Origin of the sequence: Brachybacterium massiliense, from assembly GCF_900184245.1 — a bacterium.
Classification (GTDB): domain Bacteria; phylum Actinomycetota; class Actinomycetes; order Actinomycetales; family Dermabacteraceae; genus Brachybacterium; species Brachybacterium massiliense.
Genome location: NZ_FXXB01000005.1, coordinates 180,815 through 203,736 on the forward strand (window position 1 = coordinate 180,815; position 22,922 = coordinate 203,736).

Here is a 22,922-nt window from a genome sequence, read left to right on the forward strand (position 1 = left end):
CAGCCCGTCGATCGGCCCCGTCCGCTGGCTGCGCGGTCCGGCCGCCCGCCTCAGCGGGGGGCGACCGCGGTGGTCTCGAGCGCCTGCAGCAGGGCGCGCCGCCGCGGATCCATCAGCAGATCGATCCGCAGCGAGGCCGCGCCCTCGCCCCGTCCCGGCAGCGTCCAGCGCAGCTGGGCACGGCTGAGCACCTGCGCGTCCTGGACCCGAAGAGTCTCGAGCGCGCCCCTGTCCAGTCCCGCGCGCTCCAGGGCGGAGGCCAGGCGCCGACGGCGCTCCGCGCGCGGCACATCGAGGTCCATGTTGTCCGCGAACCACGCGTCGGCGATCGCGGGATCCTCCGTGCGCAGCCAGTCCAGCGCCGCCTGCGCCGCCTCGAGGGTGCGGGGTGCGGCCTGCTTCGGCCGGCGCGCCAGCAGGGCGGGGACCTCGCGTTGGAGCAGGCGCAGTGTCTGCATCGACAGCGGGGTGGCCGGGGCGTACTTCGAGTTCGCCAGCGCCACCACGCCCACCCCGGAGTCGCGGTGCCACACCATGAACGATCCGTATCCGGGGTAGCCGCCCGAGTGGGAGATGACCTGGCCGAGATCGGGGAAATGCTCGATCACCAGGCCGAAGCCGTAGCCGCGCACCCGGTCGAAACCGGGGGAGGTGCGCGCGGGGTCATCGAGATCCACCGGCAGGGGCGCGAGGGCCTGGTGGCGGTAGAGCTGCTGCATCTCGCGACGGGACGCGATGGCCAGCGGGCCGGCCTCGCGCTCAGCGGCGTCGGGCGCATCCGCCGCGGCGAGGAAGCGCACCCAGGCGGCGACATCGTCGACGGTGGAGAACAGTCCGGCCATCGCGCCGTACACCCCGGGGGAGTCCAGCGGCACCGGTTCGAAACGGGTGGCGTCGCTGCGATCGGCCAGGCGGTGCCCGGTCGCGAGGTAGGCGGTGTCGATCTCCTCGGCGGACCAGCCGGTGCTGCCCAGCCCCAGCGGCTCGAGGAAGCGGCGGCGGATCTCGGCGGCGTAGTCGGAGCCGGTGACCTCGTCGATCACGCGGCCGATCAGAGCGTAGCCGGTGTTGGAGTACTCGAAGCCGGTGCCCACCCGGTGCACATGGCCGAGACCCTCGCGCAGCGTCGCGGCGAACTCCTCGCGGGTCATGGTCTCCTGACGGTCGCCCCAGGGATTGTCCGTCACCAGGCCCGCGCTCATGGTGAGCAGCTCGCGCAGAGTGGGCTCGCGCTCATCGGCCCCGAGATCGAAGGCACCCGCGGCCTCGGGCACGTAGGTCGAGACGGGCTCCTCCAGGCGCACCCGGCCCTCGTCCCGCAGGGCGAGCAGCGTCGCGGCGGTGAAGGACTTGGTCATCGAGGCGATGCGGGAGATGGTCGCCCGGTCCATCGGCGCGCCGCTCGCCGGGGGTGCGCCGCCGTCGAGCTTCCGGTGCCCGGCCGCGCCGTGGGCGAGGATCGCCTGCTCGTGATCATGGCCGCCGATGATCGCCCAGGTCACCCCGGAGGTCTTGTGCTCGTCGACGGCGGAGTCGAACAGGGCTGCGACGGCGGAGTGCACGGCATCGGGCAGGACGGGGGAGGAAGGACTGGTCTCAGGCATGAGGGTCACTGTAGAGGGTGCGAGTAGAAGCGGTGGATGACCGCCGCGACGTCCTCGCCGAGCACCTCGGCGAGCTTCGCGGGATCGGTGTGCGCGGGGTCCCAGGCACCGCGCGCCGCGGCGGGCGGTAGGGACTCCCCGTCACCGGCTCCCTCGGCGCTGTCGGCTCCGTCAGCCCTGTCGGCGCCCCCGGGCCCGTCGGCCCCCGAGCCTGCGGGCGGCGTCGCGGGCTCGCGCGGGGACACCAGGTCCTCGAGAGCGAGGCCGCGCAGAGTCAGCAGCAGCACCGGCTGCTCGTCCACTGCCTCGACCAGCACGTACAGCAGCGCCGCCACGTGACGGCAGGGTCCGGGCCAGTCCAGGCAGGAGCAGTCGTGGGAGAGCTCGGTGGCGTCCCGCGGCAGCAGCGAGACCTCCGAGCGTGCGAGCTCCGCCTCGATCTCCTGCGGGTACGTGCCGCCGGCCATCCGCGCCGGCAGCTCCGGGCGGGCCCGCGCGACCTGCAGGAACGCCTCACGATCCCCCTCCCGGAAGGCGGGCAGCTCGAGCCGGGCCTGGTACAGCTCGCCGTCGGCATCCAGCACGTCACCGCGGGCCAGGCCCGCCTCGACATCCAGCCACTGCACCTTCCCGGCGCGGGCGTCCGACTTCCCGCGACCCACCCGGGAGGCGCCCAGCAGCCGCTCCGCCCCGTCCCGCAGAGCGACCGCGTGCCAGCCCTTCCCGATCGGGCCGCGACGGGAGATCAGCTCAATGCTCATCAGCTATCTCCTCCCGCTCGTTCCTCGCAGTTCGTCGACCAGCTCGATTCCCATCAGCTCATCTCCTCCCGCTCGTGCCTCGCAGTTCGTCGACCAGCTCTAGACTCACAGCCCGTCCTCCTCATCCAGGGAGAGCAGCGACAGCAGGCGGTCGTCGTCGAGGGAGGCCAGCCAGTCCTCGCCGGGGCCGACGGTGAGATCCGCGAGGGCCTGCTTGTCGTCCAGCACGGTGTCGATCTTCTCCTCCACTGTGCCTGCGCTGACCAGCTTGTTCACCGAGACGTCGCGGCGCTGACCGATGCGGAAGGCACGGTCGGTGGCCTGGTTCTCCACCGCCGGGTTCCACCAGCGATCGAGATGGACCACGTGATTGGCGGCGGTGAGGGTGAGCCCGGTGCCGCCCGCGCGCAGGCTCAGCAGCATCAGGCCCGGCCGGTCGCGGTCCTCCTGGAACTCGGCGACCATCTGGTCCCGGTCCCGTTTGGAGACCCCGCCGTGCAGGAACGGCACGGAGGTCACCCCGAGATCCGCGAAGCGCTCCTGCCAGTAGGGCACCAGCAGCTGCCCGAAGGTCGTGAACTGGGTGAACAGCAGAGCCTTCTGCCCCTTCTCGAAGGCGGCGCCCAGCAGGTCATCGACCATCTCGAGCTTGCCCGAGCGGTGCTCGCCGTCGCGCACCAGGGGCGAGCCGTCGCCGAGGTAGTGGGCGGGGTGGTTGCACACCTGCTTCAGCCGGGTGATCGCGGAGACCACCAGGGTGCGGCGGGTCTTCTTCTCCGCCCCGTCGATCTGCACCATCAGGTCCTGCACGATCGCCTCGTAGAGGCCGGCCTGCTCGGGGGTCAGGTTCACCACGCGGGTCAGCTCGATCTTCTCCGGCAGATCCTTGATGATCGAGCGGTCCGTCTTCAGGCGTCGCTGGATGAACGGCGCGGTGATCAGCCGCAGCCGGCTGATCGCGCCGCCGTCGCCCTCCTCCTCGATCGGGGTCGCCACCCGTTCTTGGAAGCTCGCGGCGCTGCCCAGCAGCCCCGGGTTCACCACCTCCATCAGGGCGTGCAGATCCGCCAGGCGGTTCTCGACCGGGGTGCCGGTCAGCGCCAGGCGGTGCGGGGCCTGCAATGCTCGGGCCGCGCGCGTGACCTGGGTGCCGGGCGTCTTGACGTGCTGCGCCTCATCGAGCACCAGGCGGTGCCAGGGCACGGCCGAGAGCACCGGCAGATCCCGGGCCAGCAGCGAATAGGTGGTGATCACCAGGTCCGCATCCTGCGTGCCGGCCACGAAGGACTCGCCCCGCAGCCGGTCCCCGCCGTGGTGGACGTGCACCCGCAGATCGGGCGCGAACTTCGCCGCCTCGCGCTGCCAGGCCCCCACCACCGACATCGGGCACACCAGCAGGGTGGGGCCGATGGTCTCCGGCGCCTCCTGCCCGTACACGCCCTCACGCTCCCGGCACAGCAGCGCGAGCACCTGCATGGTCTTGCCCAGCCCCATGTCGTCGGCGAGGATCCCGCCGAGGCCCTGCCGGTGCAGCGCCCACATCCAGTCCACGCCCTCGAGTTGATAGGGCCGCAGCGTGGCCTGCAGCGAGCGCGGCTGCGGATAGGGCTGCGGGCCCTGCGCGCCGGGCAGCAGTCGTGCCAGGCCGTTGCTGCCTCCCGCGATCAGGGCGGCGAGCCCGAAATCGACGTCGGCCGCCTCCGGCGAGAGGATCAGGGAGAACATCTCCATCCACGGCGCGCGCCCCGCCACCTCCGCCGGCTCCGGCACGGGCGGCGGCTGCTCGGCGGGCGGTGCGGTGCGGGCCGGGCGCGGGGGAGCGGTTCCGGTGCGCTCGGCGCGGGTGCGGGCCCCGAAGGCGTCCAGGAACCGTTCGGCGGCGCGCAGCGTGGAGGCATCCAGGCGCACCCACTGCCCGCGCAGCTGCACCAGTTCGGACTGCGCCGCGCGGATCTCCTCCATCTCCTCCTCGGTCAGCTCGGTCTCGCCCACCGCGACCCGCCAGCGGAAGGAGACCATCGCCCCCAGGCCCACGCCGGAGCCCTTGCGCTCGCCGGGCTCCTCGTCGACCTCCTGGGGGCGCAGGGTCGTCTTCTGCTTCGTCCACTCGCGCGGCAGCAGCACCGTCACCCCGGCCTCCTCGAGCGAGGGGGTGTCGCGGGAGAGGAACTCGGAGGCCTCCGCCGTGGTCAGCAGCCAGTCCACCCCGGTCTCGTCCACCGCCGCGCCGCGCACCGTGGGCGCCAGGCGCATCACCGCGGCGGAGGCCTCGGCCGCGCCGGCCGTGGTGAGATCCCCCACGGCCCGCAGATCCGCGACCGGATGCACGGTCCCATCGGGCTCGCGCAGGCAGGTCTGCAGCGGCCAGGCCGTGCCCAGCGGCGGTTCGAACAGACGCACCACCAGCTCGCTGTCCCCGGAGCTGAGCTTCACGCCGGGGCGGCCGGAGTCCACGAAGGCGTCCATCGCCGCGGTGATGCGGCGCTGGGTGGGCAGGTCGGCGCGCAGCTCGCCCTCGTCGGCCAGGGCCCACAGCACTCCGTGACGGTCCTCGGCCGGGGCCGGGATGGTGCGCAGGTGGGCGGCGAAGGCCTGCCGGGCGTGACCGTCCACGAGCGCGTGCAGCAGCGGCGGGGAGTCCTGCGCCGGGGCGCGCCACTGCATGACGGGGCGGCCGTACCGCTCCACGGCGCGGGCGCGCAGGTGACGCTCCTCCACCAGGGAGCGGGCCCGCAGGTCCAGCACCACCGCGACCACCAGATCGGGCATCGCGATCAGCTCGTCGCTCAGCCGCGCAGCGGCGCCGTCGGCGAGCAGGGACGCCAGATGCTCGTGCAGCTCCTCCCCGAAGCGCTCGGCGAGCAGCTCACCGACCGCGCCCACGAAGGAGGTCAGCGCCGCACCCTCGAGCGGCAGCGCGGGCACCCTGCGGTCCCCGTCGCGGCCCGGGATCCGCACCCGGTGACGCAGCAGGTCCGGAGCATCCTCGAGCGCCGTGCCGAGGAGGCCCGGGGCCTCGCCTCGCAGGGTGGTGAGGCTCTCGAGCGCTCGAGAACGGCCGGGACCCGTCTGCTCGCGCGCCCACAGCGCCGGGCCCAGGTCGTCATCGACGACGAGGTGGAGACGACGCAGCGGCATGGTCCCAGACTAGAAGAGGGCTGCGACGCTCAGAGACCGTCGATGATCAGAGCGGTCGCGTCGAGCCAGGCCTCCTTGGTCTTCGGGGACACCCGTGACCAGTCCAGATGGCTGCCGTCCACGAAGTGCTCCTCGTAGGGCACCTCGGTGACCGCGCGGGTGTGCGCCCCGAAGTGGGCCAGCAGACGGCCGCGCAGGGTCGAGTCGAACTTCCCCTTGGAGGAATGGGACAGGATCGTCACCGCATGATCGACCTGCTCGGCCAGGCCCGTGGCCCGCAGCTCGTCGATCATCCAGGCGGCGGCGTTGAAGGTGTCCTCGCGCACGGTCGAGATGATCACCAGCTGATCGGCGCTCTCCACGGCGGCGAGCCAGTTCGAGGCGCGCACGTTGTTGCCGGTGTCGATGACCTTGATCCGGTAGAAGCGCGAGAGCGCGTCGTTGAGATCGGCGAAGGCCGCATCATCGATCGAGGCAGCCGAGCCCGGGTCCTCGTCCGAGGCGAGGATGTCGAAGCGCATCTCGCCCTGGGGGCGCACGTACGGGTCCAGATCCGCGCTGCTCGCGCGCGGGGCGCGCAACGTCTCGATGTCGTGCAGCAGGTCCACCGCGGTGCGGTGGTGGTCGGTGGGGATGCCGCGCCAGCCCAGCGTGCCGCGGGTCTCGTTGTTGTCCCAGGCCAGCACATTGCCGCCGCGGGTCACGCCCAGAGTCGCGGCGATCATCAGCGAGGCGGTGGTCTTGTGGGCGCCGCCCTTGAGGTTCACCACCGCGATGTTGCGCGGACCCTCGAGCGGCCGACGGATCCGCTCCAGTCGCTCCGTCTCGCGCCGCTCACGACGGTTCGGGCGCGGGGAGATCACGCCGCCGGTGACCCGGGTGATGAAGCCCGGGAAACCGAGGGTGGCCTTCACCTTCTCCGGACGCCTGGTGGAGGACTGCAGATCCTGGAGCGTGGGACGGGAGGGATCGCTCTCGGGCACCGTTCGTGCCGGCAGCGGGCGCTTGCGCACGGGCGTCTCGCGCGCGTCGGGGGCCACGGCGGGCGAGGCCGCCGACGGAGCCGACGGCGCGGACGACGCTGACGGGGCGGAGGTGGCGGACTGCGCCGACGGGGTGGACTTCGCCGACGGAGCCGACGGAGCCGACGGAGCGGACGGTGCGGATGCGGCCGACGAGGCCGACGGGGCGGAGGTCGCGGACGTCGCCGACGAAGCCGAGGCCGCGGACGCGCCGGAGCCCGCGGCGGTTCGGGTCGTCGGGGCGATGGATCCGGTGGAGGCGCTCGAGGTCGCGGGGCTGGCGGAGGGCGTCGGCGCTCCGGCAGGAGCCTCCGCGACACGTCGGCGGCGGGCGCCGTGCGCGCGCACCGTCGGCAGCTCGCCGGTCGCGGGAGAACCGATCGCGGCGTGCTCACCGGTGGCGGCCGAGCCGATCGCGGCGTGCTCGCCGGTGGCTGGGCCGCGCAGCGCGCGCCGATCGATGCCGCTGAGGTCGACGGTGTCGTCGCTGGGCGGTGCGATCAGCGGCTCGTCGATCGAGGGGCCGTACAGGGGGCGGTCATCCTCCTCGCGACCGGTGATCCGGCCGCTCGGCTCCACCCGCAGGTGATGCTGGACGTGCGGCTCGACGATCACCACGTCGACGTCGTGCCCGGCGCTCTTCGCGGCGGCGATGAAGCTTTGCTTCACCCGGTCCCGGATCGCCGGCAGATCCGCACCGGAGACCTCGATGGTCTCCTCGGCGAGATGCACGGTGGCAGTCGTGTCGGAGGTGATCCGCGCCTGCGCGATCATCTGGGTTCCTTCCGCGTCCTGAGCGCCGCCGCGTCCGGGGACGGGCGGCATGGTCCGGGTCCACTCTACGGCCGTGAGCGACCCGGCCAGGGTCGAAGCCCGCCTACAGTGGCGGCGTGCACACCACCACGTTCACCGCCCCCGCCGTTCCCGATGCCGACGAGGACGCCGCCGGAGTGCTCGGCGAGGTCGCGGTGGTGCTCGACGGGGCCGGGGTGCCGCAGCGCTTCCGCGCCGGCTGCCACCACAGCGTCGCCTGGTACTCCCACACCCTGGCCGCGCATCTGCTGGGCCGCGCCCAGGACCCTGCCGTCGGCCTGCGCGACGCGCTCGCCGCGGCGATCACCGAGGTCAGCGCCCTGCATGCGGGGGAGTGCGACCTCGCAGCCGGCGGACCCTCCGCGACGGTGGTCGCGGTGCGCCGCACGCACGATCATCTCGAGCACCTGGTGCTGTGCGACTCCTCCCTGCTGCTGTGCGGGATCGACGGCACGGTCTCGCGGATCAGCGATGCCCGCGTGGAGGACGTGGTCCGCGCCGAGACCTCCGCGGAGGTGATCGAGTCCCACCGCAACGCGCCCGGGGGCTTCTGGGTGGCGCGTCACGAGCCCGAGGCCGCGGCGCAGGCGCTCGTGGGCCGCACCCCGTTGTCCCAGCTCAGCGGCGCCCACCTCGTCTCGGATGGGATCACGCGAGCCGTGGACCTGCTGGGCCTGCATGACGATGCCTCGCTCGCCCGTGCCGCGGGAGAGGACCCGGCCGAACTGGTGCGCGCCCTTCGCGAGGCCGAGCGCGGCCTGCCGATCGGTCAGCGACCCCGCAAACTCCACGACGACGCCACCGTGCTCACCGTCCACCTCGGCGATCTCGCCTGAGCAGGACGGCACGCCTGAACGGGCCGGCAGCGATGGTCTGCTGTGCCGCGCAGGCGGCGCGCGTGCGGTGTGCAGTCGGCTCGCGCGGCGGCTCCTGCGCGGGTTCCTGCGGCGGCCGGCCCGCCGACGTCGCCAGCCGATGTTCAGGACCACGCAAACCTTCGGCAAACCTGAGTAGAACCTGCATGCCACCTGCAGTAACGCTCAGTCGTGCTGCGTTTACAGACCGGCGCGGAAGGCCTATGCTCGACCTCAGGACGCATACTCCGAAAGAGTGTCCCGCCCGACATTCCGTGGTGGTGCGTCAGCCAGTTTCGACTGGTATTGTTCGAAGAGTCGTAAGACGTTGAAAACTTTACAGATGTGCCGTTCCTCAAGACCCCCCTCATGGGGAGCGGCCAGACGGGCAACATGCCAGGTTCCCCCACCTATGGCGCCCGTCCGCCTGTTCGCCCGCACCCACCCCTGACGGACGACAGGCTCTGACGAGCGGTCCGTGAGCCCCCGACACTGTCGGTTGAGCGCTCCGGGCCGCTCGTCGCATTCCGCCCCACCCGCGCGCAGCTCAGCCCGCTGCCGCAGCTCCGGACGTCGGCGCCGCTCCGCCCGCGAACAGCCCGCTGAGCCGCAACGGTTCGCCCCGCCCGAGAACAGCCCGCTGGCGATCCACTTTCAGGGCAGAAGTGGTTCGTCAGTGGGCTGTTCGTGGGGGCTGCTCGTCAGCGGGCTGTGCGATGGAGCGGCGGGACGACGGGTCGACGGAGCACCGGGCATCCGACACCGCGCGACGACCGCCGACGGACGCTGCTCAGCAGCCGAGGATGACGACGTCGCTGCCCGGGTCCAGGCGGTAGCCAGCGCCGCGCACGGTCGAGATCAGGCGGCGGTAGCGGCCCAGCTTGGTGCGCACGCGGCGCACGTGCACGTCCACCGTGCGCTCACCGGTGTCCTCGGGCGACTCGGCCCACACCGTCTCCATGAGCTCGGTGCGCCCGATGGTGCGGCGCGCGTTCTTCGCGAGCTCGGCGAGCAGCTCGAACTCCTTGTAGGTGAAGTCCACGTCCTGTCCGTCGATCCGCACACGGCGACCGAACAGGTCGATCACCAGGCTGTCCGACGGAGCGGACGACGGGCTGGAGGGGCTCACCGCAGTGGCCTGCAGGGTGCGACGGCGGGCGAGCTCGGCGTCCCGGCGGGCGGGGGCGTTGGGCGAGACCACGCCGGTGCGGCGCGGACGCAGCGGGCTCACCGGGGCGACGGCCTGTGCCCGCGGGGGCAGCGGACGGGCTGCCGAGCGGCGCGCGGCGGCGAAGGTGTTGGGGCTGTTGACCGCGACCGTGGTGCGGCCGTTGCGCGAGGCGACCTGACGCTGGGCGTGGGTGCGCAGCTCGTCGGCGACCAGTGCGGCCTCGACGTCGCCGGTGCCGGCGGGGAGGGTGACGGACACGGTGATGGTCACGGTGTCCTCGGCGACCTGTTGGCGCGGGGCGGTGCCACGAGGGGCGGTGCCGCCCACGCGGTAGAGCGCGCGGGCAGAGCCGGTGCGGGCGGCGGAGTAGGTGGTGGGGCGATCCAGGGCGATGGTCATGATGCGAGTTCTCCGAGGTGCGGCGCGTGAGGCGCGGCGGGTGGTGGACCCGGGATCCCTGGGAGATCGACGCCGTCAGGCGGATCGGTGAGGGGTGTGCTCCCGGTAGCACCTGGAGCCCGCGCCTTCCGGCCGGCTCCTGTCAGCCGACCTCGGAGGTGTCGTGAGCGCTCAGAGGCTCGGCTGACGATGCATCATCGGCATCATCATCATGAACATCATCGAACGCATGGCGCGGGAGACCACCCGGCGGGTGGTCTCGCGGAGCGCGGCGTTCGTGGTCATGGATCGATAGTGCACCCCCTCGCCATCCGGTGCAAGGGGGTGTTCACACTGTGAAACGACGCCGGCCCCGGAGATGCTCCGGGGCCGGCGTCGAGTTCAGTGAGTCCGCTGATCAGTCGCTCAGTCGACGACCCCGAAGAGACGGTCGCCCGCATCGCCGAGGCCCGGCACGATGTAGCCGTTCTCGTCGAGCTTCTCGTCGATCGCGGCGGTGACGATGGTCAGATCGATCGAGGGGTCGATCCGCTCCTCCATCGCCTTGAGGCCCTCGGGGGCGGCCAGCAGCGTCACGCAGGTGATGTCGCGGGCGCCGCGCTCGTGGAGGTACTCGCAGGACGCGATCAGGGTGTGGCCGGTGGCCAGCATCGGGTCCAGCACGAAGCACTGGCGGCCGGTGAGGTCATCGGGCAGGCGGTTCGCGTAGGTGGTGACCTCGAGGGTCTCGTCGTTGCGCACCATGCCCAGGAAGCCCACCTCGGCGGTGGGCAGCAGGCGGGTGAGGCCGTCGAGCATGCCGAGGCCCGCGCGCAGGATCGGCACCACCATCGGCTTGGGGTTGGTCAGGCGGGTGCCGGTCATCGTGGTCACCGGGGTCTCGATCTCCACGGGTGCGACGGCGACGTTGCGGGTCGCCTCGTAGGCCAGCAGCGTCACCAGCTCATCGGCGAGCTGACGGAACACCGAGGAGTGGGTGGCACGATTGCGCAGCACCGACAGCTTGTGGGCGACGAGCGGGTGGTCGATCTGGAGAACGCGCATGCGTCGAATCTACCGGAGTGCCGCGGCGTGCACGTGCGATCCGGAGGTCGGGCTGGAGTGAGGCGCACCTCGTCAGAGGCGAGAATGTCTCCATGACCGATGACGAGCTGATGGGACTGGCGATCGACGAGGCGCGGGCGGCCGCCGCCCGGGAGCCGGCCGACGTCCCGATCGGCGCGGTCGTCGTCGGCCCCGACGGCGCCGTGCTCGCCTCCGCCGGGAACCGGCGCGAGGCCGACGAGGACCCCACCGCCCACGCCGAGATCCTTGCCCTGCGCCGCGCCGCGCAGGTCACCGGGCGCTGGAACCTCACCGGCTGCACGCTGGTGGTGACCCTCGAGCCGTGCACCATGTGTGCGGGCGCTATCGTGCTGGCGCGCACGCAGCGCGTCGTCGTCGGCGCGATGGATCCCAAGGCCGGTGCCGCCGGCTCCCTCTACGACCTGGTGCGCGAACCCCGCCTGAACCACCGCGTCGAGCTCACCACGGGCGTGCGCGCGCAGGAGTGCGGGGACCTGCTGCGGGAGTTCTTCCGTGCCCGGCGGGCCCGCCGCCCCTGAGTGCCCTGACCGTCCTGTCCGAAAGGCGGGCGTTCCGTCTCACCATTCGAACGTACTCGATACAGTGGCTGGATGAGCATCGCAGGCGCACAGTCGGCCGTCGTCGCCGAGGACGTCTCGAAGGTCTTCTTCTCCGGGCGCGACCCGGTATGGGCCCTCGAGAACTTCTCGCTGACCCTCGAGCCCGGGTCCTTCACCTGCATCGTCGGCCCCTCCGGCTGCGGCAAGTCCACCTTCCTGCGGATCCTCGGCGGGCTCGAGGAGCGCACCGTGGGCACCGTGACCATCCCCGACGAGGGCCAGCGGATCCCCGCCGCCTTCGTGTTCCAGGAGCACGGCGTCTTCCCCTGGATGACGGTGCTGGACAACATCGCCTTCGGACTGCGCATGAGCGGCGTGGGCAGGGCCGAGCGCACCCGCATCGCCCGTGACTGGATCGAGCGGGTGCGGCTCGGGGACTTCGCCGACGCCTACCCCCACCAGCTCTCCGGCGGCATGCGCCAGCGCGTCGCGATCGCCCGCGCCTTCGCCACCGGCTCCCCGCTGCTGCTGATGGACGAGCCGCTCGGCGCGCTCGACGCCCAGACCCGCATGCTCATGCAGGAGGAGCTCACCGCTCTGTGGGAGGCCGAGCGCAAGACCGTCCTGATGGTCACCCACGACATCGACGAGGCGCTCATCCTCTCCGACCGCGTGATCGTGATGTCCGGCCGCCCCGGCACCCTGCGCGAGGACATCACCGTCCCCTTCGCGCGCCCCCGCTCCTTCGACATCGAGCGCACCCCCGAGTTCACCGAGCTTCGCTCGCGCATCTGGCACCTGCTGCGCGAGGACGCACTCACCGCCGAGGAGAACGCATGAGCACCACCGGCTCCTCCCTGCAGGACGATCGTGAGCAGCGCACCCTCGTCGCCGCCCGCGCGCAGCGTGCCAAGGAGCGCTCGCTGGCCACCCGCGACCTGGTGCTGTCGATCTCCACCCCGATCCTGCTGCTGCTCCTGTGGGAGGTGACCGCCCGGGTCGAGATCATCGACCCGCGCTTCTTCCCACCGCCCACCCAGATCGTCACCGCCGCCTACGAGATGATCCTCGACGGTGAGCTGTGGGAGCACACCGCGCCCACGCTGATGCGCCTGTTCGTGGGCGGAGGGCTCGGCGCGCTCGCCGGCATCGTCGTGGGACTGCTGATGGGTTCCTCCCGCGCGCTGAACGCGGCGCTCGGCCCGCTGTTCTCGGCGCTCTACCCGCTGCCCAAGATCGCGATCTTCCCGATCCTGCTGATGATCTTCGGCCCCACCGAGGTGCCCAAGGTCATCGCGGTCTTCATCACCACCTTCTTCATCATGCAGATCAACACCGTTTCCGGCGTGTGGGCGATCGACCGCAAGCTGCTCGAGGCCGGTGCCGCGTACGGCGCCCGCGGCTTCGACCGCTTCCGCTTCGTGGTGCTGCCCGGTGCGATGCCCTTCGTGTTCTCGGGCCTGAAGACCGCCACCGGCACCGCCGTGGTGGTGGTGACCGCCGTCGAGTTCACCGGCGCGACCACGACGGGCCTGGGCTACCTGATCTGGAACTCCTGGCAGCTGTTCATCCCCGAGAAGCTCTACGTGGGCCTGGTGGTCATCGGCATCATCGGCGCCACCGTCACCACACTGTTGAGCCGCTCGGAGAAGCTGCTGCTGCCCTGGCGCCGAGAGCGCTGACCCCCGACCTCATCCGAGACCCGTCCACCCGGACCTCCGCCTCAAGACCCCTGCATAGGAGCATGTCATGCGTCGTCGTACCCTTCTCTCCCTCGCCTCCGCGACCGCCCTGGGCGGCGCCCTCGCCGCCTGCGGCTCCGCCGTGACCGGCGAGGATTCCGGCTCCGGCGGTGACGCCGGCTCGGGCACTGTGCGTGTGGGCCACCTGCCCTCCGCGCTGTTCTCGCCGCTGTACGTGGCGGACTCGATGGGCTTCTTCGAGGAGGAGGGCATCACGATCGAGCTCACTCCGCTGAAGTCCGGTCAGGACGGCATCCCGATGCTGTCCAACGACCAGCTCGACGTGATGATCGCCGGCTTCAGCGCCGGCATGTTCAACGCGCTCGAGCAGGGCCTGGCCTTCAAGGTCGTCGGCTCCATGGGCATCTCCCCAGGCGACCCCGAGAACTCGCCCACTGCCCTCGAGGTGCGCCAGGACCTCGTCGACGACGGCTCGGTCACCTCGGTCGCGGACCTCAAGGGCCGCACCATCGGCGTGGCCGGCGGCCCCGGTGCGACCGGCGGCTACCTGCTCGCGGCGATGCTCGAGGAGGGCGGGCTGACCCTCGCCGACGTCGAGATCTCCAACCTCTCCACCCCCGACCAGGAGCCGGCGCTGACCAACGGCTCGATCGATGCGGCCACCCCGTCGGCCCCGTTCTCCAGCGCGATGGAGGAGGCGGGCGTCGCCTCGCCGATCGCGGTCCCCGCGGAGGGCACCACCGGCACCGGCGTCATCTACTCCGAGAAGTTCCTGGGCTCCGAGCTCGCGCAGTCCTTCTTCACCGCGCTGACCCGCGGCGCCCAGGAGCTCGCCACGGACGGCGTCCAGACCGACGAGGTCTACCAGATCCTCGCCGACACGCTGGGCCAGGAGATCGACGTGCTCAAGGCCTCGCCGATGTACAGCTACCTGCCGGACCTCGCCCCGCAGCCTGATCAGCTCGAGGCGATGCAGGAGGCGTGGATCGCGGCGGAGCAGATCACGTACACCGACCCGCTCGACGTGGCTGGGATCGTCGACTCGAGCTTCGCGGAGGGCGCCGGCGCCTGAGCCTCAGATCCAGCCCTGGCGGCGCGCGATCGCGACGGCCTCGTGCCGGTTCGCGGCCTGCAGCTTCGCCTGTGCGCTCGAGAGGTAGTTGCGCACCGTGCCCTCGGCGAGATGGGCACGGCGCGCGATCTGCTCGATCGGGGCGCCGTCGGCGGCGAACTCGAGCACGTCCGCTTCCCTCGGCGTGAGCGGGGAGTCCCCTGAGGAGATGGTCTCCGCCGCGAGCTCGGGATCGATCACGCGACGCCCGGCCGCCACCGCCCGCACCGCGCGGGCCAGCTGATCGGCGGAGGTGGTCTTGGGCAGGAAGCCCAGCACGCCCTGAGCGAGGGCCCGCTTGAGGTAGCCGGGGCGGGCATGCGAGGTGAGGATCAGGCAGCGGGTGGCGGGGGAGAGGTGCAGTCCTCACGCCCCACCCGTGACGAATGTCAGCATGGGAGCGCGAGAGCGCGCCGATGCGCTGCGACGTGACCCCGTGCACACACGGACCTGCAGGTCTGTGAGGTTTGTTTCGCACTGTGACGCGATGCTTCGGGGGAGGCGGGCGCGGGTGCTTCACTGCCCTGGTGATCACTCTCGACAGCCTCACGAAGGTCTTCCCCGCGCCCGGCGGCGGAGACCCCGTCGTCGCGCTCGGCGGGATCGACCTCCACCTCGAGCCCGGCCGCGTGCACGGCATCGTGGGCCGCTCCGGCGCTGGCAAGTCGACCCTCATCCGCTGCCTGACGGGGCTCGAGAAGCCCACCTCGGGGCGCGTCGAGGTGGACGGCACCGACATCGCCGCCCTCGAGGGGAAGGCGCTGCGTGCCGCTCGGCGCAACATCGGGATGGTCTTCCAGCACGCGAACCTGCTGGACTCCCGCACCGCCGCCCAGAACATCGCCCACCCGCTAGAGATCGCCGGGGTGCCCCGCGCGCAGCGGGAGAAGCGCGTGGCGGAGCTGGTCGAGCTGGTGGGCCTCAGCGGCCGCGAGCACAACTATCCCGCGCAGCTCTCGGGCGGGCAGATCCAGCGTGTGGGCATCGCCCGCGGCCTCGCCGCCGAGCCGAAGGTGCTGCTGTGCGACGAGCCCACCAGCGCGCTCGACGGCGGCACCACCCGCCAGATCCTCGGCCTGCTGCGTGACCTGCGCGAGCGGCTCGGCATCACCATCGTGATCATCACCCACGAGATGGGCGTGGTGCGCGAGGTCTGCGACACCGTGACCCTGCTGCAGGACGGGACGATCACCCAGAGCGGTGACCTGCTCGACGTCGCTGCGGACCCCCACGGCCCGCTGAGCGCCGAGCTGATCCCGCTGCCGCCCGCCCCCACCGGCATCGAGGCGCTGGTGGTCAACTGCGACTACGGCGACTCCGAGCGGTTCCGCACCACCGATGACCTGATCCACCTGGCCGAGACCTACGAGGCCGAGGCGACCCTGGTCGCGGGCACCATCGAGACCATCAGCGGTCGTCAGGTGGGACGCGTCCAGCTCGCTCTGCGCAATCGGTCCGGGCAGCCGATCTCCCGGGAGGGCCTGGACGCCTTCCTCACCGAGCTCGAGGCGGCCGGCGTGGTCGCAACGGAGGTGACGGCCTGATGGAGTGGCTCGACAACCCCGTGTTCACGACCTGGGACTCCAACACGTCCCTGTGGTCCAACACCCTGATCACCCTGTACATGACCGCGGGGACCATGCTGTTCTCCACCCTCATCGGGGTCCCGCTAGGCCTGCTGCTGTTCGAGACCTCCGGGGCTTCGGGCCGTCTCGCCCGCTGGACGAACCGCGTGGTGGGCTTCGTGGTGAACGTGGGCAGGTCCTTCCCGTTCATCATCCTGATCATCGCGCTGATCCCTGTGACCCGCTTCGTGGTGGGTCGCGTGACCGGGCCGAACGCTGCGATGTTCGCCCTGGTCATCTCCGCGATCCCGTTCCTGGCCCGGCTGATCGAGATCAACCTGCGCGAGATCTCCGCCGGCAAGGTCGAGGCGGTGCAGATGATGGGCGCCTCGCGCGGCCAGATCATCCGCCAGGTGCTGCTGCCCGAGGCGCTGCCCGGCATCATCGGCTCGCTCACCACCACCGCGATCGCGGTGATCGGCTACACCGCGATGGCCGGGACCGTGGGCGGCAAGGGGCTCGGCGACCTCGCCATCCGCAACGGCTACCAGAGCTACGACAACGTCGTGATGATCGCGACGGTGGTGGTGCTGGTGGTCATCGTGATCGCCGTCCAGGCGTTCGGCTCTGCCCTGTCCCGCGCCGTCGACCACCGGGCCTCCGCCCGCTGACCTGCACCATCACTACTCTCCAAGGAGAACCCCATGGCAATGATCTCTCGCCGCACCACCCTGCTCGCCTCGGGCACCGGCCTCGCCGCGCTCGCCCTCGCCGCCTGCGGTGCCGGCGGCACCGAGGGGCCGACGGAGGAGGGTGGCGTGACCACCATCCGGATCGGCGCCTCCCCGGCCCCGCACGCGGGGATCCTCCAGTTCGTGCAGGACAACCTCGCCGCCGACGCCGGCCTCGAGCTCGACATCACCGAGTACACGGACTACCAGATCCCCAACCAGGCCCTCAGCGACGGCGACCTGGACGCGAACTTCTACCAGACCCCCGCCTTCCTCGAGGGGCAGATGGAGGAGAAGGGCTTCGACTTCTTCGGCTTCGAGGGCGTGCACGTGGAGCCGCTGGGCATCTACTCCGAGAGCATCGCCAGCCTGGACGAGCTGCAGGACGGGGACGAGGTGGCGATCGCGAACGACCCCACCAACCGCGGCCGCGGCCTGGACCTGCTCGCCGCGAACGGCGTGATCACCCTCGCCGAGGGCATCGCCCCCACCTCGGCCACCACCGGCGACATCGCCGAGAACCCGAAGAACCTGCAGTTCGTCGAGCTCGAGGCCGCGCAGATCCCGCGGTCGCTGGCCGACTTCGCCGCCGGCGTCATCAACGGCAACTACGCCCTCGAGGCGGGCCTGAACCCCGCCGAGGAGTCGATCGTGCTCGAGGAGGGTGAGGGCAACCCGAACGCGAACATGATGGTGGTGCGTGCGGCGGACCAGGAGAACGAGGCGCTGGTGGCGCTCGACGGTCTGCTCCACAGCGATGAGGTGCGCGCCTACATCGAGGAGACCTACACCAACGGCGCGGTCATCCCCGCCTTCTGAGCCGCCCGCCCTGCCGGTCGCGTGGGCCGGGTCCGGGGTCGGTCGCCGGTGTCGTGGCCGGGCCTATGGTGAGGTGAACTGGCAATATTGCCAGTACACCTCACCATCGGCCATCACGGGACAAGTCGGCCCGGTCCAGCCCGGCCCGCGCCGCCCGGTCCAGCCCGGCCCGCGCCGCCCGCTCCGATCCCGCCCGGCCGGATCCGGCCCGCTCAGAGCAGCTCGGTCGCCCCCAGCTGGTCCAGCAGCCAGGCCAGCTCGTCGGCCCGCTGCTCCCACTTGCGGTAGCGGCCCGAGCGACCGCCGTGCCCGGCGACCATCTCGCAGCGGAACACGATCGGGCGCTCGGCCTGGTCCGAGGTGACGGTCTCGCGCAGGCGCGCCACCCACTTCGCGGGCTCGACGAAGAACACGCGCGTGTCGTTCAGCGAGGTCGAGGCGAAGATCGCGGGGTACTCGACGGCGCGGATGTTCTCGTAGGGGGTGTACTCGCGCATGTATTCGTACACCGCCGGATCGTGCAGCGGGTTCCCCCACTCCTCCCATTCGCCCACCGTGAGCGGCAGGGACGGGTCCAGGATCGTGGTCAGGGCGTCCACGAAGGGCACCCCGGCGATCACCGCGCGGAAGCGCTCGGGGGCGAGGTTCGCGATGCCGCCCATCAGCAGCCCTCCCGCGCTGCGGCCCTCGGCGCCCAGGCGCCCCTCGGCCACCAGGCCCGTGCTCATCAGGTGCTCGGCCGCGGCCACGAAGTCGCTGAAGGAGTTCTTCTTCTCCAGCAGCCTGCCGTGCTCGTACCAGTCACGGCCCATCTCGCCGCCGCCGCGCACGTGCGCGATCGCGATCACCACTCCGCGGTGCAGCAGGGACAGGCGGGTGGGCACGAAGGAGGGATCCACCGACACCTCGTAGGAGCCGTAGCCGTAGAGGTAGCCGGGGGCGGTGCCGTCGGCGGGCACGTCGCGGTGGGCGACGATGCTCAGTGGGATCGCGGTCCCGTCGGCCGCCTGCGCCCATTCGCGGCGCTCGACGTACAGCGAGGGGTCGTAGTTCGGCACGGGGGTGACGCGCAGGACGGTGGTGGTGCCGCTCGAGATCTCGCGCTCGGCGATCGTGGGCGGGGTGAGCATGCTGGTCAGCTCGTAGCGCACCGAGGTCTGGTCCCAGTTGGGGTTCGCATCCAGCTCGACGGTGTCCAGCTCGCCGCCGTGGCTGATGTCCGCGGCCTGCTCGAGCAGCAGCGACCCGTCGGCCGCCCGTGGGATCACCCGCACGCTCGCGAGCCCGCCGCTGCGCAGCTCGAGCGCGACGAAGCCGGCGAAGGCCTCGACGGCGAGCAGGCGCTCGCCCTCGCCGGCGACCAGCAGTTCCTCCCACGCCTCGGGCGCGGTGAGCGGGGCCTGGGCGAGCGCGAAGCCCCGGTGGCCGTCGTTGTGCACGATCAGCAGGCGGTCGCCCGCGTGCTCGACGCCGTAGTCCACGCCGTCGCGTCGGCCGCCGGCGGGCACAGGCGCGGAGGTGGGGTCTGCGAGGTCCAGCAGCCAGGCCTCGGAGGTCGAGGTGGAGCCGGCCTGGATCACCAGGGTCGAGCCGTCGCGGGAGCGGTCGAAGCCGATCATGAAGCGCTCATCGGGCTCCTCGATCACCATTTCGTCTTCGCTCATGGCGGTGCCCAGGCGGTGGCGCCAGATCTGGTGCTGGCGCCATGCCTCGTCCACGCGGGCGTAGAACAGCCACTGCTGATCGCTCGAGAAGGCCAGGCCGTAGCCGGCGCCGGTGACGGCCTGATCGAGGATCTCTCCGCTGGCGATGTCCTTGACCACGAGGGTGAAGCGCTCATCGCCCGTAGTGTCCACGGCGTAGGCGAGCAGGGTGTGATCGGGGGAGGGGGCGAGGCCGCCCAGCGAGTAGAACTCGGCGTCGGCCGCCTCGGCCTGCGCATCCAGCAGCATCTGCTCGCCCTCGAGCATCACGCCGGGCTCGACCTGCGGCATCGCGCCGGCATCCGCGACGCGCGTGAAGGCCGGGTAGTCGTTCCCGGCGGTGGTGCGGGTGATGTACCACCACGCGTCGCGCCGCACCGGCACGCCGAGGTCGGTCTCCTGGGTGTGGCCCACGAACTCCTCGACCAGCGTGCCGCGCAGCTGCTCGAGGTGGGCGGTGCGGGCGTCGGCGTAGGCGTTCTCGGCCTCGAGGTGCGCGATCACCTCGGGGTCGGTCTTGTCGCGCATCCACTCGTACGGGTCGACGACGGTGTCGCCGTGGAAGGTCCGCTCGGTGGGGCGGTGCGCGGGGACGGGGGCTTCAGGACGGTGCTCGGTCATTCCCCGAGGGTAACCGCGCCCAGCTGCTCGAGGATCCAGGCCATGCTCTCGATCTTCGGCCCGGCGGAGGCTGCCAGTGACGGGACGGAGCGCAGCAGGATCGGCCGCTGGGTGGGATCGGAGGTGACGCGGTCCCGCAGCTGCGCGACCCAGATCGCGGCGCAGGCCGCCGGGGCGTCGGGTCCTTCCTGCGCGGTCCACGCGTAGATCGCGGGGTACTCGGTCTCGCGGATGTTCTCCGCCGGGCTGTAGCTGCGCATCGCGTGGTAGTTCGCTTCGTCGCCGACGGGATCACCCCACTCGATCCACTGCTCGAGGGTGAGCATCACGTCCTCGTCCTGGAGCGTCTCGAGCGGGTCCACCAGCGGTGTCCCCGCCACCAGCGCCCGGAACCGCTCGGGGGCACGGTTGGCCGCGGCCCCGACCAGCAGCGCGCCCGCGCCGAGGCCCACCGCGCCGAGCCGGTCCTCGGCCGCCCATCCTGTCGAGACCAGGTGGTCCGCGCAGGCCACGAAGTCGTCGAGGGAGTTCGCCTTCGACAGCCCCCGGCCGGTCTGCGGTGGGCGTGGGAGAACCTCACCGACGAGGACCTCGAGGATCTCGAGGCGGACGACCCGGGGCTCTGAACGCCGCCCGGCGCCGCAGCCCGCCACGGCTGCCCGGCACGGCAACGGAGGGACCTGTGCCTCCTCGCCGTCTCCGATCCGGCGTATCCTGGGATCACTTCTGCAGGGCCGCACGGGGAGGTGTGGACCATGGACCTGAACGGTTCCCGCATCGTGGTGGGCTATGACGACACCAGCGCGGCGACGGCCGCCGTGCGCTGGGCCGCCGAGCTCGCCCAGGACGCCGGGGCGGGCGTGCACCTCGTCCACGCCTGGACCTGGCCGCTGATCGGACAGGGAGTCTCCGGGATCCCCGTGATCGATCCCGCCGGCCCCCGCAACCAGGCCAGCCGCCTGCTCGAGGACGCCGCGGAGCGCGTCACCCACCAGTACCCCGACCTGATGGTCAGCTCCGAGCTGTTGCCCGGCATGCCGCGCGAGGTCCTCGAGGAGATCTCCGGCCAGACCGAGCTGCTGGTGGTGGGAACGCGCGGCCTCGGCGCGGTGATGGGCGTGCTGCTGGGCTCGGTCAGCCGCGGCATCCTCCACGACGCCGGCTGCCCGGTCGCGGTGATCCGCTCCGATCAGCATCGCGCGGGCCCCGTGCTCGTCGCCTACGACGGCTCCGACGCGGCAGGGGAGGCGGTGGACCGGGCCGCGGATCTCTCCGCCCTCTGGGGGACGCCGCTGCGGGTGGTGCATGTGCGCGTCGGTGCGCACGCCCCCTACGACAGCGGTGCCGAGGCATGGGGCGCCGGCCGCCGCTCCCGCGACCTGCTCGAGCAGGGAGCGGCCAGGGCCGCCGAGCGCCAGGACGGCCTCGAGGTGCAGGTTCGGATGCTCGAGGACCGCTCCGTGGCCGAGGGTCTGCTCGCCGCGGCCGCCGGTGCACGCCTGCTGGTGCTCGGCCACCGCGGGCTCAGCCGCAGCCGCCTCGGCTCCACCGCGCACGCGACCGTGCTGCACGCGACGGGGAACGTGATGGTGGTCCGCCGCCCCGAGGGCACGTGATGTGACTCGCGTCCTGCGGCAGGAAGTTTGGAGGCTCGGCGGCGCGACCGTTAAGCTGTTCGACGGTAGCGTGTCCGAGCGGCCGAAGGTGCATCACTCGAAATGATGTGTGGTTAATAGCCACCGCGGGTTCAAATCCCGCCGCTACCGCCCATGACCTGGACTTATACCGGGTCGAGAAGGCCCCCGTCGGAATCCGACGGGGGCCTTCTCGTATGCCGGCGGCGAGGTGCCGGCAGGGCGCGCTCGCGAGGTCAGCGCTCGCGGAAGTCCTCGTCGAGATTCCTCTCGAGCAGGGAGGCGAGAGCGTCGAGGGACTGCTCGGCCTGCTCCCCGTCGGCGCGCAGCGTCACCTCGTCGCCGTGGCCGACGTTCAGCGTCAGCAGCATGAGGATGCTCGAGGCCTTCACCGGGCCGGCATCGGCCGTCTCGATCGTGACGGCGACGGGCTGCTCGCTCGCGGCCTGGGAGAAGATCGCGGCGGGGCGAGCATGCAGGCCGCTGCTGCTCGCGACCTTCACGGTTCGTGCTGGCATCTGGACGCCTTTCTCGACGTTGGGGGCGACCCACAGCGTAACGCCGCTCACCTGGTGATGCGGACTCGGCCGGTGTTCGTCTCCCGTTCACCTGCTCGTGAGGTTACCGGAGAGAATCCTTACAGCAGACCAGAACCCCTGGCTGGGGCGCCTGCGAGCTGAGTAGTGTGGACCGGCCGTCAGGGGTGACGGGTGGAGCGCCGGCGAGGGGTCACCGGAAGCCGCCGACCACGCCGGGGGAGTCGTAGCCCGACATCCCCGGCGGCATGGTCAGCTCGCTGCGGGGCCCCAGCGCCTCCCGGCCGGCGCGGGTGAGCTCGAACCAGGCGATCATGTCCGGTCCGGGGGTGCGCCCGCCGAGCGCGGTCCAGGTGGTGCCGATGTGCTCGACCACCTCCGCGAGAGGCATGTCCCAGGCGCGGAAGCGGCCCGCGGTGACGAAACCGGCGCGCAGCTCCCCGCGGGCCAGCATCCGCGCGAGCAGCACAGGTCCGCGCCGCTCGAACTCCTCGTCCTCGAGCGCTCCCGCGTTCGCGAGCACCGTCACCACGTGCCCCGGGTGCAGCCACTCGTCCCGCCCCTGCGCCAGCAGGCGATCCTCGATCCCGCTGCGGGCGGAGGCGGCATGCTCGGCCAGCTGGTCCGGGGCGGCGTGCACCGGCGGACCCGGCGGGAGCTGCGAGATCTCCCCGCGCTCCTCGGCGCGCAGCAGCGCACCGCGCGGCCCCTCCAGCTGCCAGCGCGGCACCGTGCTCAGTCGCAGCGGCCCCGCCGCGCCCTGCAGGAACAGGTGCAGCTGACCATCGGGCAGCAGCTCGGCGCCCTGCAGCGCCGCCCCCACCAGGCGCGGATCGCGCAGGCCCACGGCCGACGCGGCGATCCCGTCCCGGCCCGGCCCCTCCACCTGCTGGATCCGCGAATGCAGCACCCATCCGCGCGCGGTGACCGTCCAGGTGCCGCGCGCGGCGACACGCGTGTGCAGGATCGTCTGCCCGCGCAGCTCCTCGAGCAGCGCAGGGCGCCGACCCTGGTGGTGCCCGGAGAGCCCGGACAGGAAGGAGCGCATGCCCTCATCCTGCCGCACGCCCCGTGGCAAACACACAGGCCCGCGTGATCTTGTCGGGGCTACC

Annotated in this window: 19 protein-coding genes, 1 tRNA gene and 1 pseudogene; 10 read left to right on the forward strand and 11 right to left on the reverse strand. The window is 71.9% G+C overall.

The features are described 5' to 3' along the window. Positions 1-50: 50 nt before the first annotated feature. The 4 genes from BN4251_RS03795 to BN4251_RS03810 form a co-directional block, all read right to left on the reverse strand. Positions 51-1,604, reverse strand: a complete 1,554-nt coding sequence (locus BN4251_RS03795) for a serine hydrolase domain-containing protein (protein WP_087483805.1) — start codon at positions 1,602-1,604, stop codon at positions 51-53. Positions 1,605-1,609: 5 nt separating this feature from the next. Further along, positions 1,610-2,365 carry an SWIM zinc finger family protein gene (locus tag BN4251_RS03800; RefSeq protein ID WP_087483806.1) on the reverse strand — a complete coding sequence of 252 codons (756 nt, stop codon included), beginning with the start codon at positions 2,363-2,365 and terminating at the stop codon, positions 1,610-1,612. Between the two features lie 105 nt (positions 2,366-2,470). Next, on the reverse strand, positions 2,471-5,503 hold the full coding sequence (locus BN4251_RS03805) for a DEAD/DEAH box helicase (RefSeq protein ID WP_087483807.1): 3,033 nt from the start codon (positions 5,501-5,503) through the stop codon (positions 2,471-2,473). A 29-nt stretch (positions 5,504-5,532) separates the two neighbouring features. After that, positions 5,533-7,299: a MinD/ParA family ATP-binding protein gene (locus BN4251_RS03810; RefSeq protein WP_087483808.1), complete on the reverse strand. Its 1,767-nt coding sequence runs from the start codon at positions 7,297-7,299 to the stop codon at positions 5,533-5,535. A 116-nt stretch (positions 7,300-7,415) separates the two neighbouring features. Here BN4251_RS03810 and BN4251_RS03815 point away from each other — a divergent pair, with 116 nt between their 5' ends. After that, the gene (locus BN4251_RS03815; RefSeq protein ID WP_087483809.1) at positions 7,416-8,174 is read left to right on the forward strand and encodes a protein phosphatase 2C domain-containing protein; all 759 of its coding nucleotides are present in this window, start codon (positions 7,416-7,418) and stop codon (positions 8,172-8,174) included. 808 nt (positions 8,175-8,982) lie between these two features. Here the strand turns inward: BN4251_RS03815 and BN4251_RS03820 are convergent. Continuing rightward, a complete protein-coding gene (locus BN4251_RS03820; protein ID WP_087483810.1) occupies positions 8,983-9,762 on the reverse strand; it encodes a winged helix-turn-helix domain-containing protein in 780 nt (259 codons plus the stop codon). Between the two features lie 405 nt (positions 9,763-10,167). Then, the gene (upp, locus tag BN4251_RS03825; protein WP_087483811.1) at positions 10,168-10,806 is read right to left on the reverse strand and encodes a uracil phosphoribosyltransferase; all 639 of its coding nucleotides are present in this window, start codon (positions 10,804-10,806) and stop codon (positions 10,168-10,170) included. Between the two features lie 92 nt (positions 10,807-10,898). Here upp and tadA point away from each other — a divergent pair, with 92 nt between their 5' ends. From tadA to BN4251_RS03845, 4 genes are all read left to right on the forward strand, one after another. Next, entirely contained in the window at positions 10,899-11,366 is a 468-nt protein-coding gene (gene tadA, locus BN4251_RS03830) for a tRNA adenosine(34) deaminase TadA (RefSeq protein ID WP_087483812.1), read from the forward strand. 72 nt (positions 11,367-11,438) lie between these two features. Then, the gene (locus BN4251_RS03835) at positions 11,439-12,227 is read left to right on the forward strand and encodes an ABC transporter ATP-binding protein (RefSeq protein WP_087483813.1); all 789 of its coding nucleotides are present in this window, start codon (positions 11,439-11,441) and stop codon (positions 12,225-12,227) included. Continuing rightward, positions 12,224-13,069, forward strand: coding sequence for an ABC transporter permease (locus BN4251_RS03840; protein WP_087483814.1), 846 nt, complete (start codon positions 12,224-12,226; stop codon positions 13,067-13,069). Before BN4251_RS03835 ends, BN4251_RS03840 begins: the two co-directional genes overlap by 4 nt. A gap of 67 nt (positions 13,070-13,136) precedes the next feature. Further along, complete coding sequence (locus tag BN4251_RS03845; protein ID WP_087483815.1) at positions 13,137-14,162, forward strand: ABC transporter substrate-binding protein; 1,026 nt, start codon at positions 13,137-13,139, stop codon at positions 14,160-14,162. Positions 14,163-14,165: 3 nt separating this feature from the next. Here the strand turns inward: BN4251_RS03845 and BN4251_RS03850 are convergent. Further along, positions 14,166-14,555 (reverse strand): annotated as a pseudogene (locus BN4251_RS03850) (response regulator transcription factor); the annotation flags it as partial. Between the two features lie 173 nt (positions 14,556-14,728). Here BN4251_RS03850 and BN4251_RS03855 point away from each other — a divergent pair. From BN4251_RS03855 to BN4251_RS03865, 3 genes are read left to right on the forward strand one after another with little or no spacing between them, the layout of a single operon-like run. Next, positions 14,729-15,745, forward strand: a complete 1,017-nt coding sequence (locus tag BN4251_RS03855; protein ID WP_170931817.1) for a methionine ABC transporter ATP-binding protein — start codon at positions 14,729-14,731, stop codon at positions 15,743-15,745. Then, positions 15,745-16,437, forward strand: coding sequence for a methionine ABC transporter permease (locus tag BN4251_RS03860; RefSeq protein ID WP_087483817.1), 693 nt, complete (start codon positions 15,745-15,747; stop codon positions 16,435-16,437). Before BN4251_RS03855 ends, BN4251_RS03860 begins: the two co-directional genes overlap by 1 nt. A gap of 33 nt (positions 16,438-16,470) precedes the next feature. Next, the gene (locus tag BN4251_RS03865; protein ID WP_087483818.1) at positions 16,471-17,316 is read left to right on the forward strand and encodes a MetQ/NlpA family ABC transporter substrate-binding protein; all 846 of its coding nucleotides are present in this window, start codon (positions 16,471-16,473) and stop codon (positions 17,314-17,316) included. A gap of 212 nt (positions 17,317-17,528) precedes the next feature. Here BN4251_RS03865 and BN4251_RS03870 read toward each other — a convergent pair whose 3' ends face one another. Continuing rightward, positions 17,529-19,640 (reverse strand): S9 family peptidase, encoded by a 2,112-nt coding sequence (locus tag BN4251_RS03870; RefSeq protein WP_087483819.1) that lies wholly within the window; start codon positions 19,638-19,640, stop codon positions 17,529-17,531. Next, positions 19,637-20,293 (reverse strand): prolyl oligopeptidase family serine peptidase, encoded by a 657-nt coding sequence (locus tag BN4251_RS03875; protein WP_245810184.1) that lies wholly within the window; start codon positions 20,291-20,293, stop codon positions 19,637-19,639. The genes BN4251_RS03870 and BN4251_RS03875 overlap by 4 nt, the downstream gene beginning before the upstream one ends. Before the next feature lie 102 nt (positions 20,294-20,395). On the opposite strand from BN4251_RS03875, the gene BN4251_RS03880 reads away from it, so the two are divergent. Both BN4251_RS03880 and BN4251_RS03885 read left to right on the forward strand, forming a co-directional pair. Further along, on the forward strand, positions 20,396-21,256 hold the full coding sequence (locus BN4251_RS03880) for a universal stress protein (protein ID WP_087483820.1): 861 nt from the start codon (positions 20,396-20,398) through the stop codon (positions 21,254-21,256). Between the two features lie 64 nt (positions 21,257-21,320). Next, positions 21,321-21,406 (forward strand) — tRNA-Ser (locus tag BN4251_RS03885). Between the two features lie 104 nt (positions 21,407-21,510). On the opposite strand, the gene BN4251_RS03890 is transcribed toward BN4251_RS03885, so the two are convergent. Then, positions 21,511-21,792, reverse strand: coding sequence for an HPr family phosphocarrier protein (locus BN4251_RS03890; protein ID WP_087483821.1), 282 nt, complete (start codon positions 21,790-21,792; stop codon positions 21,511-21,513). Between the two features lie 211 nt (positions 21,793-22,003). Continuing rightward, positions 22,004-22,858 carry a hypothetical protein gene (locus BN4251_RS03895; protein WP_087483822.1) on the reverse strand — a complete coding sequence of 285 codons (855 nt, stop codon included), beginning with the start codon at positions 22,856-22,858 and terminating at the stop codon, positions 22,004-22,006. Positions 22,859-22,922: the final 64 nt, after the last annotated feature.